The sequence below is a fragment of the Vibrio sp. Vb1574 genome (assembly GCF_033338675.1).
In genome coordinates this window covers 228,952-245,214 of record NZ_JAWOTC010000005.1, presented here as the reverse complement: position 1 = coordinate 245,214, position 16,263 = coordinate 228,952, and the positions used below count along the sequence as shown (strand labels likewise).

Below are 16,263 nucleotides of genomic sequence, written 5' to 3'. Positions count from 1 at the left end.
CCTACCAATTCAACAACATATCGGGGTTACATCAGGAAGTGTATGACAAGCTTATGATTTTCGCCAACTTTTTTCTTGGCGAACAAAAGGAATAGCACTACGTAAATTATTGTTAAACGCCAGAAATTTGATATTTTTGTTTTTGTTTCATCTTCATCAGGAAAAACATCCAGATTATAAAACTAAAAATAGTTTAAATGTCAACATTAAACACTATTTAATAAAAATATCAGATATTGGTTATTTAACAGACACTTGACATAGAACTTGTCGTAAATTCAGTGATTTGTATGTAACTCGATACGTAACAATTAGATTAAAAGGTATGACCACCTGTACTTTGCAACTGTGCTTAGAAAGCTTGATTAAACCCACGCTTCTCGCTGTTTAACGATGACGCCATATACAAAGATTGATAATGTGGAAGTTCGTGTATTTCCTCATTGGCTTCTTACACTGCTTCTAGGCGACCATGATTAATCAAATCATAAATATTCTTTTCCCTGTTTTTGCTCTTGTCGGAGTTGGCTATTTGGTCGGTCGTTACATCAAGCCTGACTTTCGCCCAATAAACCGCATTAATATTGAGGTTTTTACGCCAGCACTGGTATTTTCGTCACTCGTTAGCATGCCGCTCGATTCAAATCAGGGGCCACTTCTTTTGGCGGCAATTGTTGCGGTTTTAATTCCCGCACTACTCATGATCCCGGTATGTCGATGGACGTCACTCTCGTTTAAAACCTGGGCGCCACCACATATGTTTCGCAATAGCGGAAATCTAGCTATTCCTTTGTTTACCTATACGTTTGGAGAAATTGCGCTGTCGTCAGCAGTGCTTTTATTTGTCGTGTCAGCATGCTTGCATATCAGCTTAGGCGTAATGCTGCTTAGTCATGGCAACCCTTTTAAGCAAATAGTCAAGATGCCAATCTTTTTAGCAGCGTCGTTGGCTCTGTTTCTCAACGTGTCAAATGTGGGTGCATGGGCGCCTTTATACGAAGCCACGGCTCTACTTGGGCAAGCGGCCGTACCCGTGATGCTTTTATCTCTGGGGGCACAAATGTGTCATTTAAGGTTGGACGGTTTAAAGATTGGTGTGTTGTGTACCGTGCAGTCACTGGCAACTGGTGCTGTCGCTTTTGCACTTATTTATTGGTTAATTCCCCTTCCAACGATGCAATTGCAAATGATGGTGCTCTTCACAATGCTGCCGCCAGCCGTCATGAATTACCTATTTGCGGAAAGGCTGAATATAGAACCCATGAAAGTGGCGTCAATGGTACTATTTGGCAACTTTTTCAGCATTCTTACGCTGCCTCTTCTGCTTAGCTATACCCTCTCACTCGCTGCCTAACCGCCAATAAGCTATCGTTAGCGTGTATTAGCTGAAAAACAATACGTTCCTAATCTCGGGTAAGGGCCATCCCTAGTTTGGTCTAGTATTTTAAAGTAATGAGGGGTGGTGCGAGCAGTAAGGAACTTGAACAACGATAAGGTAATCCTAAAAATAAAAAACCCTGCCGAGCTGGCAGGGTTTTCATTTCTTAAGAAGATGCGTTACGCGAGATTAGTCACGTAGAGACGCACCAAACTTCTCAGAAACGTGAGCAACGATAGCGTCAACCGCACCCGCGATATCTGCATCTTCAAGCGTACGCTCAAGTGACTGTAGAGTCAGAGCGATTGCTAGGCTCTTCTTACCATCTTCAACGCCTTTACCTACGTAAACGTCGAACAGTTTCGCATCTTTAAGGAACTCGCCACCTTGCTCTAGACAAGCGTTAACGATGTCACCAGATGCAACAGCTTCATCCACTACTACCGCGATATCACGACGGTTTGAAGGGAATTTAGAAAGTGCTACCGCTTCTGGGATCACTTTGCTGTTAATTGCAGACCATTCGATTTCGAATACGATAGTACGACCATTTAGACCGAACTTACGCTCAAGCTCAGGGTGAACGGTACCGATCACGCCCACTTCTTTGCCATCTACGATGATTGCCGCAGATTGACCTGGGTGAAGTGCTGGGTTAGCTTTTTTGCTTTCAGGTGACAGTGCAGCGAAAGAGTACGCTTTTTCGTTCGCAGATAGCTCTAGAATCGCTTCTAGATCGCCCTTAAGGTCGAAGAAATCAACCGTGTTAGTTTCGATATCCCAATGTTCTTCACCGCGAGTACCAGCAATAACACCTGCAAGCATAGGCTCTTGGCGCATGCCGTTTTCTGCAGTTTCACATGGGATGAAACGTAGGCCGTATTCGAATAGACGAACGCGTGGCTGTTGACGCTTCTGGTTGTGAACAACCGTGTTCAGCAGACCTTGGATAAGACCAAGACGCATTGCTGACATGTCTGCAGAAATTGGGTTTGGAAGCACTAGAGGCTCAACACCAGGTACAACTAGCTTTTGTTGCTCAGGCTCAACGAAGCTGTATGTAATTGCTTCGTGGTAACCACGATCAACAAGAAGATCACGAACGCGTTTCAGTGGAAGATCCGCTTCAACGTGGTTGTGCATCTTAAGTGCTGCTGCTGGGTGTTGGTTAGGAATGTTGTCATAACCGTAGATACGGCCAACTTCTTCAATCAGGTCTTGCTCGATAGCGATATCGAAACGCCATGTTGGCGCTACTGCCATCCAACCTTCTTCTGAAGCTTCAACCGTCAAACCTAGACGCTCTAGGATTTCTACTACGTCGCTATCTGCAATGTGGTGACCTAGCAGGTTGTCTAGCTTAGTACGACGTAGAGCAACTTTGTTTGGCTTAGGTAAGTCTGCTTCAGACTCTACTGCAACAACAGGTGCTACTTCACCGCCACAAATTTCAACAAGAAGCTGTGTTGCACGCTCCATTGCGCTCACTTGTAGTGCGTAATCCACACCACGCTCAAAACGCATTGAAGAGTCAGTGTGCAGACCGTAGCTGCGTGCGCGACCACGGATGTGGTCAGGTGCAAAGAATGCACACTCTAGTAGAACGTCTTTAGTCTCAGTTGTTACACCAGACTCTTCACCACCAAAGATACCTGCGATTGCAAGTGCTTTGTTATGGTCAGCAACTACTAGTGTATCTGCGTTTAGTTCTGCTTCGTTGCCGTCAAGAAGCGTTAGCTTCTCACCTTGCTCAGCCATACGAACTACGATGCCACCTTCGATCTTCGCTAGATCGAATGCGTGCATTGGTTGGCCTTGCTCTAGAAGAACGTAGTTAGTGATGTCTACTACAGGGTCGATAGAGCGAATACCACAACGACGCAGTTTCTCTTGCATCCATAGTGGTGTTTCAGCTTGAACGTTTACGTTCTTAATAACACGACCTAGGTAACGAGGACACGCAGCAGGAGCTTTCACTTCGATAGACACTTTATCGTCGATTGAAGGGGCAACTGCTTCTACTGATGGCTCAGTCACGTCAGCACGGTTTAGTACGCCAACTTCACGAGCTAGACCACGAATGCTGAAACAGTCAGCGCGGTTTGCTGTTAGGTCTACGTCTACTGTTACGTCGTCTAGACCTAGGAATTCACGGAAATCAGTACCGATTACTGCGTCTTCTGCTAGTTCCATGATGCCGTCTGACTCAACGTCGATACCTAGTTCAGTGAACGAACAAAGCATGCCGTGAGATGGCTGGCCACGTAGTTTCGCTTTTTTGATTTTAAAATCACCTGGAAGAACAGCACCAACTGTTGCTACTGCTACTTTCAGACCTTGGCGACAGTTAGGTGCGCCACAAACAATGTCTAGAAGCTCTTCTTCACCCACGTCAACTTTAGTTACGCGCAGTTTGTCTGCATCTGGATGTTGACCACATTCAACAACGTGACCGACTTTAACGCCAGTAAAAGAACCAGCAACAGGAAGAACGTCGTCTACCTCTAGACCGGCCATTGTAATTTGGTGAGTTAGCTCGTCAGTAGTAACCGCAGGGTTTACCCACTCACGAAGCCATGATTCGCTGAATTTCATGTTGATGAACCCTCTGGATTACTTGAACTGTTTTAGGAAACGAAGATCGTTCTCGAAGAACGCACGTAGGTCGTTCACGCCGTAACGAAGCATTGTTAGACGCTCAACACCCATACCGAATGCGAAACCAGAGTATTTTTCAGGATCGATACCTACGCTACGTAGCACGTTCGGGTGAACCATACCGCAGCCTAGCACTTCTAACCATTTACCGTTTTTGCCTTTCACGTCTACTTCAGCTGAAGGCTCAGTGAATGGGAAGTAAGATGGACGGAAACGTACTTCTACTTCTTCTTCGAAGAAGTTACATAGGAAATCGTGCAGGATGCCTTTCAGCTGAGCAAAGTTTACGTTCTCATCAACCAGCATGCCTTCCACTTGGTGGAACATTGGCGTGTGCGTTTGGTCGTAGTCGTTACGGTATACACGGCCTGGTGCGATGAAACGGAATGGTGGTTTACCATTTTCCATCGTACGGATCTGTACGCCTGACGTATGAGTACGAAGCATCAAGTCTGGGTTGAAGAAGAAAGTATCGTGGTCAGTACGCGCTGGGTGATCAGCTGCGATGTTTAGCGCATCGAAGTTGTGGAATGCATCTTCGATCTCTGGGCCAGCCTCGGTGTTAAAACCAAGTTCGCCAAAGAACTTCTCAATACGCTCTACAGTACGAGTTACTGGGTGTAAACCACCGTTTTCAATACGACGACCTGGTAGTGTTACGTCGATTGTTTCTGCTGCTAGTTTCGCTTCAAGCTCAGCACGTTGTAGTGCATCTTTACGAGCTGCGATAGCTTGCTGAACTACGCCTTTCGCTTTGTTGATCTCTTGACCAGCTTCACGGCGTTCTTCTGGTGGTAGTTTGCCTAGGCTTTGAAGTTGAGCAGTTAGCTCACCTTTTTTACCCAGATACTGAACACGCACTTCATCAAGTGCGACTAGCGATTCGGCAGCTTCAATTGCAGTGCTCGCGCTAGCAATGATCTCTTCTAGATGTTGCATCGTTTCCTCATCTACCTGTAGGTAGTGTCCATAAGGGAGTGATTGGTTTTTTGATAGCTGTACATAGTAGCCAAACCGGGCACCAATGCCAAATTGAATTACGAAAAGAAGAGGTTATTGAATAAAAAGAGCACAAAAACGTCAAAAATGTCATCTTTAGTTAATCTGCCGTTTAGTTGTGCCCTTTTGTTTTAGAAATAGTATTGAATAGATAGCTCGATAAAATCGTCATCTCTAGCGAAGTAGAGCAAATCATTTGGTGTTTCATTTTTAAACAACCAAGCATCAATTTGCCACTTAACGTGATTCGATATTCGGCTCGATGCTTCTAACTTAGCATTGTAAACATCATCGTTATCTAAATCCTTCGTAATTCCCGTCAATACTTCCGTTCCGTCCTCATCATTGAGCGCCCAACGAATACCTGCAAACACATCATTTTGACCGATAGTTTGTGCGTTGTTCCCACGACTGTCATAGAGGTACTCACCAATAACCCCCACATCCCAAACCGTGTCAAATGCACCGACGAAGGTATACTCAAAGCCCGTCACAAGACCGACATGATTATCAGCACTATCTCGATAAATACTTTCCAGTTTCCATAACCAATCGCCAACGATTCCTTGCACATCCAGACCGACATGACTCATCAGAGCGTGGTAAGGCTTTAATTCTCCGTACTCAAAACGAAAGTAAGGATCCCGGTTTGTTCCATATAAATAGCTCAGGCCTACGTCCCAATCGCCAAGCATTTTCGAATATCGAAAAGCCACATCTACGTGCTTCTCTTCTCTGCTTGACTCATAGATAGCATCATCAGAGACAACGGGGTCGGTTCTAAAGCGGCCATCTGTACCCGCAAACGTTCGTTCCCTAAAGTAAGGTAACAACATTGCGTGGACGGTGCCCCAGTCTTTGAAAGAGGTAAAATGTAACATCGGCTGACCGAGTTTATCTTCACCATCGACGGCTTCAATGGCATCTGTTTGGTTTACTACATCAACTAAATGGGCTGATTCAGTCACTCCCCAAAAGACCTTACTAATCCCAACTCGAAGCTCATAATCATCCCAATAAGTCAGATAAAGTGCCTCTCGTATGTCACCATGACTTCGCTCATCGTCTAGACCATCCAGACGATAGAAAGGTGTGAAAGTAAAGTTTGCATCACCATTTTGCATCTCCCAGTAAAATTCTGGCTGCAAAACCAATGACGTTTGCGCTTTGCTCTGACCCTGAGAGCCCGTTTCAAAAAACTGACGATGCTCAATATTGACTTGTCCTGCGAGCTCGACGGCAGTCAGAGGCATCGAGTAAAAAAAAGCTGCTGCACTAAGCAACAACCCAGCATTTAATCGCTTCATTTTTCCTCCACTACCTCACTCGCTTCAACACATTCTTATGAAAGTCATTGTCTTGTAATCCAGTGTTAAAACGCATTTCGCTAGTCGTTAGCTCAGTACTTTTTCCTGTTTGATGGTTTGTCATCGCCATAGTGTGCGCTCGCCAATATTGGTTGAGATATTGCTTGTAATCGGAAAAAGAAAGCGTTTTTAACAAAGAGCCTTTGCGGTCGTAAAACTCAACTTTAAGTGGACGATAATGCGCTTTATCTAACCATACCGTTTGCTTGGTATAACCTGAGTTCTTATCGGTCGGAATTTGCTCTACGACGAAAACATCTTGCCCGTTTATGCTGTCATCTTTTAGGTAGTTGAAACGGTATTTTTCAATCTCAAAGGAACTGAGATCCTCATACGCGAATTCACTGCCCATAAAAGGACCTGATTTGTTACGCGAGGAAATACGTTTCACACGTTTCAGTGCAGGAAGGTAAAGCCATTGGTCATCGGCACCCACCGTATGAGAATGGTTAAGAAACGCCGTGCCTTTTACATCTCTCGGTTCATCAAATATCGTGAGCCCTTTGTCACCATCGCCATCAACTTCGAGTGATTGTAAGCGCATTAAACGTGTGCTGCTTTCTCCTTGCGCGTTTCGCAGAATCATTTGCATCGTAGCAACAGAATCCCCCCACCCTTCATCACGGGCTTTGCGCTCTTGGGCAATTTCTAGTCCTTTGGCTTCATCCGCCAACACCGCATGACTCATAATAAGCGAGACAGAAAGTACTGATACTTTTAAGGCATTTTTTACTAAATTCATGTTCAATCCTTTAATTCGTTATGACTGAGTAACAGTCTTGGTTTGAGAGTCAGTTGATTTAAGCTTATTTCGGCGCTCCACCTCGTCGTAAACGCCTTTGTCAAACAACATCAGTAGAGTCGGTAGAAAGATGAAATCCACAACAAGAGCAATGAAGATAACAATGGCACTCAACTGTCCCATATCGGCATTTAAGCGGAAGCTCGACATCGCCAGAACAGAGAAACCAGCAACAAGCACGACCGTCGTAATCCAAAGTGCGCGCCCCACGGTACGAAAGGCGTAGCGAACCGCTTGCTCCGCACTGTGGCCATCTTTACGAGCGTGTTGATATTTAGAAAGAAAGTGAACGGCGTCATCAACAACAACACCAAGCGTTAATGTCACAACGACAGACAATCCCAAGTTAATCTCGCCAGAAACCAGCGCCCAAATACCAAAACCAATAAGCGCAGGAGCAATATTCGGGACAAGACTAATTAAGCCAAGCTTGAACGAACGCAAGGCAAAGATCAGTAATGCAGAGATTAAGACAAGAGTAATGGGCAAGGTTGACAGCATGCTAGCCATATTCGTTTCACCAATATGCGCAAACATCAGTGAAGGACTAGACGCAACAACATCATATTGAGGCGCGTTTTCGTTAAACCATTGGTAAATACGATTTTCCAAATCAACAAGCTCGACGCTGCCCAAGTTCTCCACGGTGAGAACCATCTTGTTCGACGACTTATCTACATTGATTTGGTTGTTCAAATCTAAACCATACGGTAGTGACATTTCATAAAGCAGCAGATATTGAGCCGCTAATTCTCTGTCTTGAGGGAGCGAGTAATAAGCCTGATCATCTCCATGCATGTTCTTGTTTAGGCGCTTATAAACATCGCTCAAGGTCGCAACATGGTCCGTTTCTGGCTGCAACCTTAGCCAGTCAGTAAATTTACCCACGGAATTGAGAAAATTAGGATCGGCAATGCCCTGCGATTCGTTAGTTTTTATCGCGATACTGATGTTCGCCATGCCACTGATTCGCTCTTCCATAAAATCAGCCGCTCGGCGAAATTCATTGCTATGGCCAAAGTACTCGACGGATTCATCATTGACTTTGTTCAGCGGAATCAAGCTCGCACTCGCGACAATAACAAGCACCGACAACGGCAATAACGCATGTCGCTTTGACACCACGAAATCTCCTAAATGATCCATAAAGTGCTTTCTTTCATCAGAAGTATCCGACTTCACCGTAACCGGAAGGATATTAAGCAAGGCGGGAAGTAACGTGATGGAAAGGAAACAAGCAACCATGACGCCAAGGGCTGATAGGTTGCCGAAATCTCTCAGGATTGGAGAATCCGACATATTCATCATTAAAAAGCCGATCGCGGTGGTAATGGAGGTAATCAAGATAGGCATGAAATTGAGCCCAATACTTCGCTCAATAGAGTGGGCTTTACTAAAGCCGTTTTGCATAGACTGACGCATTGTCGCGATGATGTGTACACAGTCTGCGACGGCAAGCGTCATCACCAAGGTAGGCACATTAACGGTCGCCGTGCTTAAGAACATACCAGCCCATCCTGACAAGCCCATTGTAACCATAACCGAGCCGATAATAACGATGAGTGTCGCGATGACGCTAAGCAATGAGCGCAACATGATGGTCAGAAACACCAATATCACTAGTAACATAGTTGGCACTAATGTTGCGCTATCATCTTGGGCTGCGGTCATAAACGCGTAGTTCATTGCAATAATACCAGCCTTGTGGAATTCCGTGTCTGGGTGCACTTGCTGATAACGCTCAATCATTCCGTTTATGTAAGCAACCACCTCTTGTACTTCAGCAGTTTTATCTATTTCAGGGAGTTGGACCGTAATGTTTACGACCGTGACATCTCCTTTTTCAGAAATCAGTGAACTTTTCAAAACCGGCTCACTCAACGCAATACTTTTGACTTTCTCTATTCGTTGAGGTGTCAATTCATATTCGCTATACAGTAAATCTTCGACAAGAAGATCATCTTCAAACGCTTCGGTATGCTGGTAGTTGGCGAGGGAATCAACGCGGGTCGAGTATGGAACTTGCCACGCCTCGTCAGTGATCTGCTGAATAAGAGATAATGTGCTAGGAGTAAAAACAGTGCCGCTCTTTGGCGCTATAACCAAAGCAAGACTGTCAGATTTTGCAAAGGTGGTTTGAATTTCATCAAACGCAAGTAACTGCTCATTTGTTCCATCAAAGAAGATGTCGTAATCTCCTCTAAAGTAAAGATTTTTTCCTCCAATAGTTGCTATGACAATCAATAAAACGGTAGCAAGCATCACCAATACACTGTAATTCGTTGGTAGCTTACCCCACCCTGAACGGGCGTATTGTTGAACGTTGTGATGTGGCATCACACTCTCCTTTTGTGACGTTTCGTCAAATTTAAAAACTAAAAAAACAGCAAATGCTGTAAATAACCAGACAAACTCGACATGCAAACTTTAGATCGAATGAATTTGGCTACATAAGTTAGTTTTTAGTAACTTCCTATGCTTCTCGTGATCATTGGCTGAACGCCAACCTTCGAGATTTAATGACGATTCGTCACAATAGTGCGATAAAAAAGCCAACCATAACGTCAGATTGGCCTTTCCAGTTTATTAGCGATTCACTGACTCTAAATAAGCAAGCTCTTCACTAAATAACTCCTGCTCCACTCGACGCCAGGTTTTACGGTAGTCCCATTCTGTAGATAAAGGCGACCAACCTAAACCATCAAGTAACATATTCGCGTTGTGCAGTACTGAGAATGGGTCTTGAATTCGCTGAATACATCGACTGTTCGATGCATTTTGCGCCAAAGCGTTTGAACCGAATGCAATAGACCAGTTGGCGAATACAATAGCATCAGAACCAATTGCGGGAGAAAACTTAAGATCACCACATTCTACCGCATTGTTCACCAGCGCATCAGCACCATCTATTACTTGTTCTTCCAAGTTATTCAGTTCATTCACACGTTTAGGCGAAGCCTTCTCTAAAACCCAAGGCGTCTTTGCAACAATCGCACAAGTTGATAGTACTGGCTCCATACGAGCGTAAATACGATAACCTACATGCATCGCAATGATTTTTTCTCTGGTATTGCCATTAAATTTGGCGGTACGTTCGAAAAATATTGCTTCGCTTTTCAGCGAATGAATACAAAGCGCAAGAATCACATCTTCTTTGCTGCAAAAATGATTGTAGATCGTCCCTTTAGAATAAGGGCTTGACGCTGTAAGCTTGTCCATCGTTAAGTTGGCAAAGCCTTGCTCTTGAACTAAAGACTTAGCCAATTGAATAAGCTCTATCTCACGATCAGCAATCGCCTGTTGCTTTTTTGTTAGCCCTGAAGACACACGACATCCGTCTTGCTTGCTATATTTTTTACAGCGAAAGTTAAACATAATCCTTTGATCCGTATACCAACACACTCCCAATAATTGTAACACGATTCTTTAATACAGGAACGCAACTAAAGTTGACGAACCGTCATAAATGACACTTCGTCATAATAGATCAAAAAACAAACATTTCAAGTATGAATTTATAATTAGAAGATAAATAGCTACCAATTATGCATACCCAAGTAGCTACAGGATGCTTGGTTCAACGAGAATGGTTTCTTTGTAGAGGAAGCGAGAGAGGCTTTGGGAGGAACAACGAAGGAAATCAGCATGTTAAAAATAACGAAAGTAGATGCTGAACAGGTATTATTCGAAATAAGCCCAACACACTTTAAGTCTGAATTAAGAGCAAACACCGCTGAATGCCCTACTTACAAAGTATTTGCTGTCTTAGGCTTTTTCTTTTGCAACGCCCTTTTAGAAACTCTCTTCAAAAAAGGCTCAAAATCTATATAGATAGGCTTGGCTTATCACCTGCAGCTGCGATGGCATAACGAATATCATCAATAAATCGCCCCTCTGTCTCAATAATTCCGTCAGAGAATGTGACTGGCTGATGTGGCCCAGCAAGTAGAACAATATTAGTAAAATCAGAGACATTAAAGTTCTCTGCTACAACATTTTTGGAATGAAAATCAATGACGGTCTTTGCAACTTGATCTTCCAGTAACAAAAGCTGTTCTTCAGTAATTTTCATACGCGCCAAAGCAACGCGAACACACTTATCGTGGGTAGTCGTCTGCTCTTTTATGATTTCGGTATATTTGTCGTTGAGCTTGGAGTTCTCTGCATAGCTATAATATAAAGGCCCGTGCAGCGTTATATTTTTATCTTCATCAACGTAAACGAGATCCAACAACTCTAATGCTTTTAAGTAATCAGACATGCTCTGCTCAGACAAGTCATACTTTTTCTTTAAAATAGAATAACCGTCTTTACCTCGAAGCATTCTCAATTCACGATAAAAGTCGTAAAGGTGAGGGAATTGAAAGAATACCTCATCCTGCGTACGACTAAAGTAATCCTCGTCTTCACCTTGCAATTGATTTGCGAGCTTTTGTAGTTCATCTAACGTGCAATCAACCGCTCTACAATATTCCAGCAACTTATCTAAAGCGAGATTCGTGCTTGTAAGATGTCTCTTAAAGGTAGATAGTGGCATACCCATTTTCTCAGATAGCTCTCGATATGTTAGCCCTTTTGTTTTAATCGCTTGGCGTAATGCGGCTAGCAAGTATTCGGGAGTCAGATCTCTCATCTACAATTCCTTTTGGCAATGTTACAGCTGTATAGTATTTGTAACAATTTAGAACCGCTTGGCAAGGTATAAGTTCATATTTTTATAAGAAAAACATGAATTGATATACTGAAAGGAGAATTCACACAACAAATGAAAAATTCAATATGAATTCAATTTCATTATAAGTATAAAATAATATGCAAAATAAAAGTAAAGCAATCACTCTAAATTATCGTGATTAATTTTAATAGTAACGTAAAGTTGAGAATATAAATCTATTCGCTCTGCAAAAATCTAGAATAATTAACCTAAAAGGAACAGAACGGTAAATGCATAATAATTCACCGCTCTCTATTAGCATTTTTGCAATGCTATTCAAGTAGACTAGTCCGCTAGTTTCACTGCAGTACCAAATGCCAAAATTTCCGAAGAACCATCTACGATTGAGCTTGTGGTAAATCGAATCCCTACAATTGCATCGGCACCTTTAGATTCAGCGTCCGCCACCATGCGCTGTATAGCAATATCACGCGCGTCGGTCATCATTTCCGTGTAACCACGAATTTCGCCGCCAACAATGCTCTTGATACCCGCCATGAGGTCACGGCCAATATGCTTTGATTGAACAACATTACCAGTTACAACCCCTCTGATTTCAGAGATCTGCTTGCCAGGAATGCTTTCGGTCGTTGTGTAGATCATTTTTAATCCCTTATAAACGTAAAAATTTATACCCAAGCTACCTTATAACTAACATAAGATGCTAACCAATAAATTGAGAAGACTGATAAACAATACTCTAAATAGCCAAGCTAAAAGTCATTTGGGTATAAATTTTAGCAATAAAAAAGGAGAGCTAATGCTCTCCTTCTCTTAATCCTAAACTGCTAATTAAAGAGCAGCTTTCGCTTTTTCAACTAGAACTGCAAATGCAGCTTTGTCGAATACTGCGATGTCCGCAAGGATCTTACGGTCGATCTCGATAGATGCTTTCTTAAGACCATTGATGAAACGGCTGTAAGATAGACCATTTTGACGAGATGCCGCATTGATACGTGCAATCCATAGTTGACGGAATTGACGTTTCTTAGCGCGACGGTCACGGTAAGCGTATTGACCAGCTTTAGTAACTGCTTGGAAAGCTACGCGGTAAACACGTGAACGCGCACCGTAGTAACCTTTAGCTTGTTTTAGAACTTTCTTATGACGTGCACGAGCTTGTACACCACGTTTTACGCGAGGCATTATGCTTCTCCTAAACTAAACGATTGATAACTAAAAAGAATTAAGCGTATGGCAACATACGGATTACTGCAGCCACTTCACATTTTGGAAGGATTGCATTCGGACGTAGTTGACGCTTGTTCTTAGTAGTACGCTTAGTCAGGATGTGACGTTTTGTAGCGTGCTTGTACTTAATACCACCAGCAGTTTTCTTAAAACGCTTAGCAGCACCTTTGTTGGTTTTCATCTTAGGCATGATGAATAACTCCGCATTGAGTAGGTTTAATAAACAACGTAATTAGGGCGAACAAAACCTAGCCGTTATGCCTTTATCGAAAGGAAAGCGGCTAGGTTTTAATTACTTGATGAGCCGTTAATTACTTCTTTTTAGGGGCTAGCACCATGATCATCTGGCGACCTTCAATCTTCTTAGGGAAAGATTCAACTACAGCAATTTCTGCAGTATCTTCCTTAAGACGATTTAGAACGTCAACACCGATGTCTTGGTGTGCCATCTCTCGGCCACGGAAGCGAATTGTTACTTTCACTTTGTTGCCTTCTTCAAGGAAACGCGTCAGGTTGCGTAGTTTTACCTGATAGTCTCCAATATCAGTTCCAGGACGGAATTTTACTTCCTTGATCTGGACCTGCTTTTGCTTCTTCTTCTGCTCTTTAGCAGTTTTGCTCTTCTCGAAGAGGAACTTACCATAGTCCATCACACGACAAACAGGTGGCTCGGCGTTAGGACTGATCTCAACGAGATCCATACCAGCTTCTTCAGCAGCTGCAATGGCTTCTTGAATCGATACAACACCAACTGATTCACCGTCAGCGCCTGTTAGTCGAACTTCACGAATACCACGAATTTCACCGTTGATACGGTGCGGGTTTTGTTTTACCGGCTGTTGGCCACGTCTTCCGCCTTTAATAGCTTATTCCTCCAGATTGAGCTTACGGCTAGAGATCTCGTCTTGGATGTATGCAATAAAATCATCCACTTTAAATTTACCAAGATCTTTACCTTTACGAGTACGCACTGCAATTTCGCCAGCTTCCATTTCTTGGTCACCAACAACAAGCATATACGGTACACGCTTCAAAGTATGTTCGCGGATTTTAAAGCCAATCTTCTCATTTCTCAAGTCCGCTTTAGCTCTAATTCCACTTTTTTGTAGTTTTTGTACTATTTCTTGAACATAACCTGACTGTTTATCAGTAATGTTCATAAGAACTGCTTGTTCTGGCGCCAACCAAGTTGGGAAGAAACCAGCATATTCTTCGATAAGGATACCGATGAAGCGCTCTAGTGAACCTAGAATCGCACGGTGAATCATTACCGGTACAAGACGTTCATTGTTTTCACCTACATAAGTTGCACCTAAGCGACCTGGTAGGTTGAAGTCTAGCTGGACAGTACCACACTGCCACGCACGGTCTAGACAATCGTATAGTGTGAATTCAATCTTAGGACCGTAGAACGCACCCTCGCCTTCTTGAATTTCGTATGGAATATCCATCGATTCAAGAGACTGCTTCAATGCTTCTTCAGATTGATCCCAGATTTCATCTGAACCTACACGTTTCTCTGGACGAGTAGACAGTTTCACTACGATGTTGTCGAAACCAAATGTTTGGTACGTATCGTACACCATCTTGATACAGTTTGTTACTTCTTCTTGAATTTGGCTCTCAGTACAGAAAATGTGAGCGTCATCCTGAGTAAAGCCACGTACACGCATAATACCGTGTAGTGCACCAGATGGTTCGTTACGGTGACATGAGCCAAACTCAGCCATACGTAGCGGTAAGTCGCGGTACGATTTTAGACCTTGGTTGAAGATCTGTACGTGACCTGGACAGTTCATTGGCTTAATCGCGTATTCACGGTTCTCAGAAGAAGTTGTGAACATTGCATCAGCGTATTTGTCCCAGTGCCCAGAGCGTTCCCAAAGAACACGGTCCATCATAAGTGGACCTTTCACTTCTTGGTAACCGTACTCATCTAGCTTAGCGCGGATGAATACTTCTAGATCACGGAAGATAGACCAACCATTGTGATGCCAGAACACCATACCCGGTGCTTCTTGCTGCATGTGGAATAGGTCGAGTTGCTTACCAATCTTACGGTGATCACGCTTCGCCGCTTCTTCTAGGCGAGTTAGGTGCGCTTTCAGTGCTTTCTTGTCGTGGAAAGCCGTACCGTAGATACGTTGAAGCATTTTGTTGTCGCTGTTACCACGCCAGTAAGCACCTGCAACATTCAGCAAAGTGAAGTGTTGACAGAAGCTCATGTTAGGAACGTGAGGACCACGACACATGTCGATGTATTCTTCATGGTGGTAAAGGCCTGGACGATCATCACGAGATACGTTTTCGTCTAGGATTTCCACTTTGTATGGTTCGCCACGTGATTCAAACGTATCACGCGCTTCCTGCCAGCTTACTTTTTTCTTAACCACTTCGTACTTGGTTTTCGCTAGCTCTTTCATACGCTTTTCAATCTTTTCAAGATCTTCTTGCGTTAGAGATTCGTCTAAGTCGATATCGTAGTAGAAGCCATTGTCGATGGTTGGACCGATCGCCATTTTAGCTTGAGGGTAAAGCTGCTTAAGAGCGTGACCAAGAAGGTGAGCACAAGAGTGACGAACGATTTCTAGACCGTCTACTTCATCTTTAACTGTGATGATTTCAAGGCTTGCGTCTTCTTCAATTAGATCACACGCATCAACGCGGTTACCGTTTACACGACCAGCGATAGTTGCTTTTGCAAGACCAGGACCGATCGATTGCGCAACTTCCATAGTAGAAACTGGGTTGTCAAATTGACGCTGACTGCCGTCAGGAAGAGTAATAATAGGCATGCTATGTCCTTTACAGTGGTGTTGCACACCAAGCAACACATGTTATTCAAATTAGAAGCTATTTGTTGAAAATAGTTGAGAGTCAATAAAGGCCTCTCGGTAACACGAATACCGGACCGTTATCGAAAATGGGATTGTACCTAGCTCACATTTAGAATGCAAAGCGCGATTTTGTTTTGTCATAAGAACTTAACCGCAGACCCGTCACGACAATCTGATCATGCTTTTTTAAGAGACCGCATAGCTGATGAATGGAATTGCCCCTCAATGAACTTACACAACAAATTACAATATCCCCTATTACGTGTGAACCGATACAAAGCCTAACACGCTGGGCGAGAGCTCAACGTGCGATTTAG

General features: G+C 43.4%; 14 protein-coding genes. 2 read left to right on the top strand and 12 right to left on the bottom strand.

Translation table 11 applies throughout. The features are described from left to right. The first annotated feature begins 472 nt into the window (after nt 1–472). Nucleotides 473–1,354, top strand: a complete 882-nt coding sequence (locus R7O12_RS06310; RefSeq protein WP_005377901.1) for an AEC family transporter — start codon at nt 473–475, stop codon at nt 1,352–1,354. 213 nt (nt 1,355–1,567) lie between these two features. Here the strand turns inward: R7O12_RS06310 and pheT are convergent, their stop codons facing one another. From pheT to R7O12_RS06280, 6 genes are all read right to left on the bottom strand, one after another. After that, nucleotides 1,568–3,973, bottom strand: coding sequence for a phenylalanine--tRNA ligase subunit beta (pheT, locus tag R7O12_RS06305; RefSeq protein WP_149191888.1), 2,406 nt, complete (start codon nt 3,971–3,973; stop codon nt 1,568–1,570). Between the two features lie 18 nt (nt 3,974–3,991). Beyond that, nucleotides 3,992–4,975 (bottom strand): phenylalanine--tRNA ligase subunit alpha, encoded by a 984-nt coding sequence (gene pheS / locus R7O12_RS06300; RefSeq protein WP_005385470.1) that lies wholly within the window; start codon nt 4,973–4,975, stop codon nt 3,992–3,994. A 191-nt stretch (nt 4,976–5,166) separates the two neighbouring features. Continuing rightward, on the bottom strand, nt 5,167–6,342 hold the full coding sequence (locus R7O12_RS06295; RefSeq protein ID WP_411913078.1) for a hypothetical protein: 1,176 nt from the start codon (nt 6,340–6,342) through the stop codon (nt 5,167–5,169). A 10-nt stretch (nt 6,343–6,352) separates the two neighbouring features. Next, nucleotides 6,353–7,144 carry an outer membrane lipoprotein-sorting protein gene (locus R7O12_RS06290; RefSeq protein WP_025766823.1) on the bottom strand — a complete coding sequence of 264 codons (792 nt, stop codon included), beginning with the start codon at nt 7,142–7,144 and terminating at the stop codon, nt 6,353–6,355. A gap of 18 nt (nt 7,145–7,162) precedes the next feature. Then, entirely contained in the window at nt 7,163–9,541 is a 2,379-nt protein-coding gene (locus R7O12_RS06285) for an efflux RND transporter permease subunit (RefSeq protein ID WP_318105191.1), read from the bottom strand. A 249-nt stretch (nt 9,542–9,790) separates the two neighbouring features. Continuing rightward, nucleotides 9,791–10,579 carry a TetR/AcrR family transcriptional regulator gene (locus R7O12_RS06280; protein ID WP_005377913.1) on the bottom strand — a complete coding sequence of 263 codons (789 nt, stop codon included), beginning with the start codon at nt 10,577–10,579 and terminating at the stop codon, nt 9,791–9,793. 270 nt (nt 10,580–10,849) lie between these two features. Between R7O12_RS06280 and R7O12_RS06275 the strand changes: the two genes are divergently transcribed. Beyond that, on the top strand, nt 10,850–11,035 hold the full coding sequence (locus R7O12_RS06275) for a hypothetical protein (protein WP_318125692.1): 186 nt from the start codon (nt 10,850–10,852) through the stop codon (nt 11,033–11,035). On the opposite strand, the gene R7O12_RS06270 is transcribed toward R7O12_RS06275, so the two are convergent. The 6 genes from R7O12_RS06270 to thrS all read right to left on the bottom strand — a co-directional run bounded on the left by R7O12_RS06270 (nt 11,028) and on the right by thrS (nt 15,904). Continuing rightward, complete coding sequence (locus tag R7O12_RS06270) at nt 11,028–11,837, bottom strand: helix-turn-helix domain-containing protein (RefSeq protein WP_005385480.1); 810 nt, start codon at nt 11,835–11,837, stop codon at nt 11,028–11,030. The two genes, R7O12_RS06275 and R7O12_RS06270, sit on opposite strands and share 8 nt — an antisense overlap. Before the next feature lie 366 nt (nt 11,838–12,203). Beyond that, entirely contained in the window at nt 12,204–12,521 is a 318-nt protein-coding gene (locus R7O12_RS06265) for a heavy metal-binding domain-containing protein (RefSeq protein WP_005377919.1), read from the bottom strand. 189 nt (nt 12,522–12,710) lie between these two features. After that, nucleotides 12,711–13,064 carry a 50S ribosomal protein L20 gene (gene rplT / locus R7O12_RS06260; RefSeq protein ID WP_004727974.1) on the bottom strand — a complete coding sequence of 118 codons (354 nt, stop codon included), beginning with the start codon at nt 13,062–13,064 and terminating at the stop codon, nt 12,711–12,713. A gap of 40 nt (nt 13,065–13,104) precedes the next feature. Continuing rightward, a complete protein-coding gene (gene rpmI / locus R7O12_RS06255; protein WP_005377932.1) occupies nt 13,105–13,299 on the bottom strand; it encodes a 50S ribosomal protein L35 in 195 nt (64 codons plus the stop codon). Nucleotides 13,300–13,420: 121 nt separating this feature from the next. Continuing rightward, nucleotides 13,421–13,972 (bottom strand): translation initiation factor IF-3, encoded by a 552-nt coding sequence (gene infC, locus R7O12_RS06250; RefSeq protein ID WP_080276913.1) that lies wholly within the window; start codon nt 13,970–13,972, stop codon nt 13,421–13,423. Nucleotides 13,973–13,975: 3 nt separating this feature from the next. Next, entirely contained in the window at nt 13,976–15,904 is a 1,929-nt protein-coding gene (thrS, locus tag R7O12_RS06245; protein ID WP_005395892.1) for a threonine--tRNA ligase, read from the bottom strand. Between the last annotated feature and the right edge of the window lie 359 nt (nt 15,905–16,263).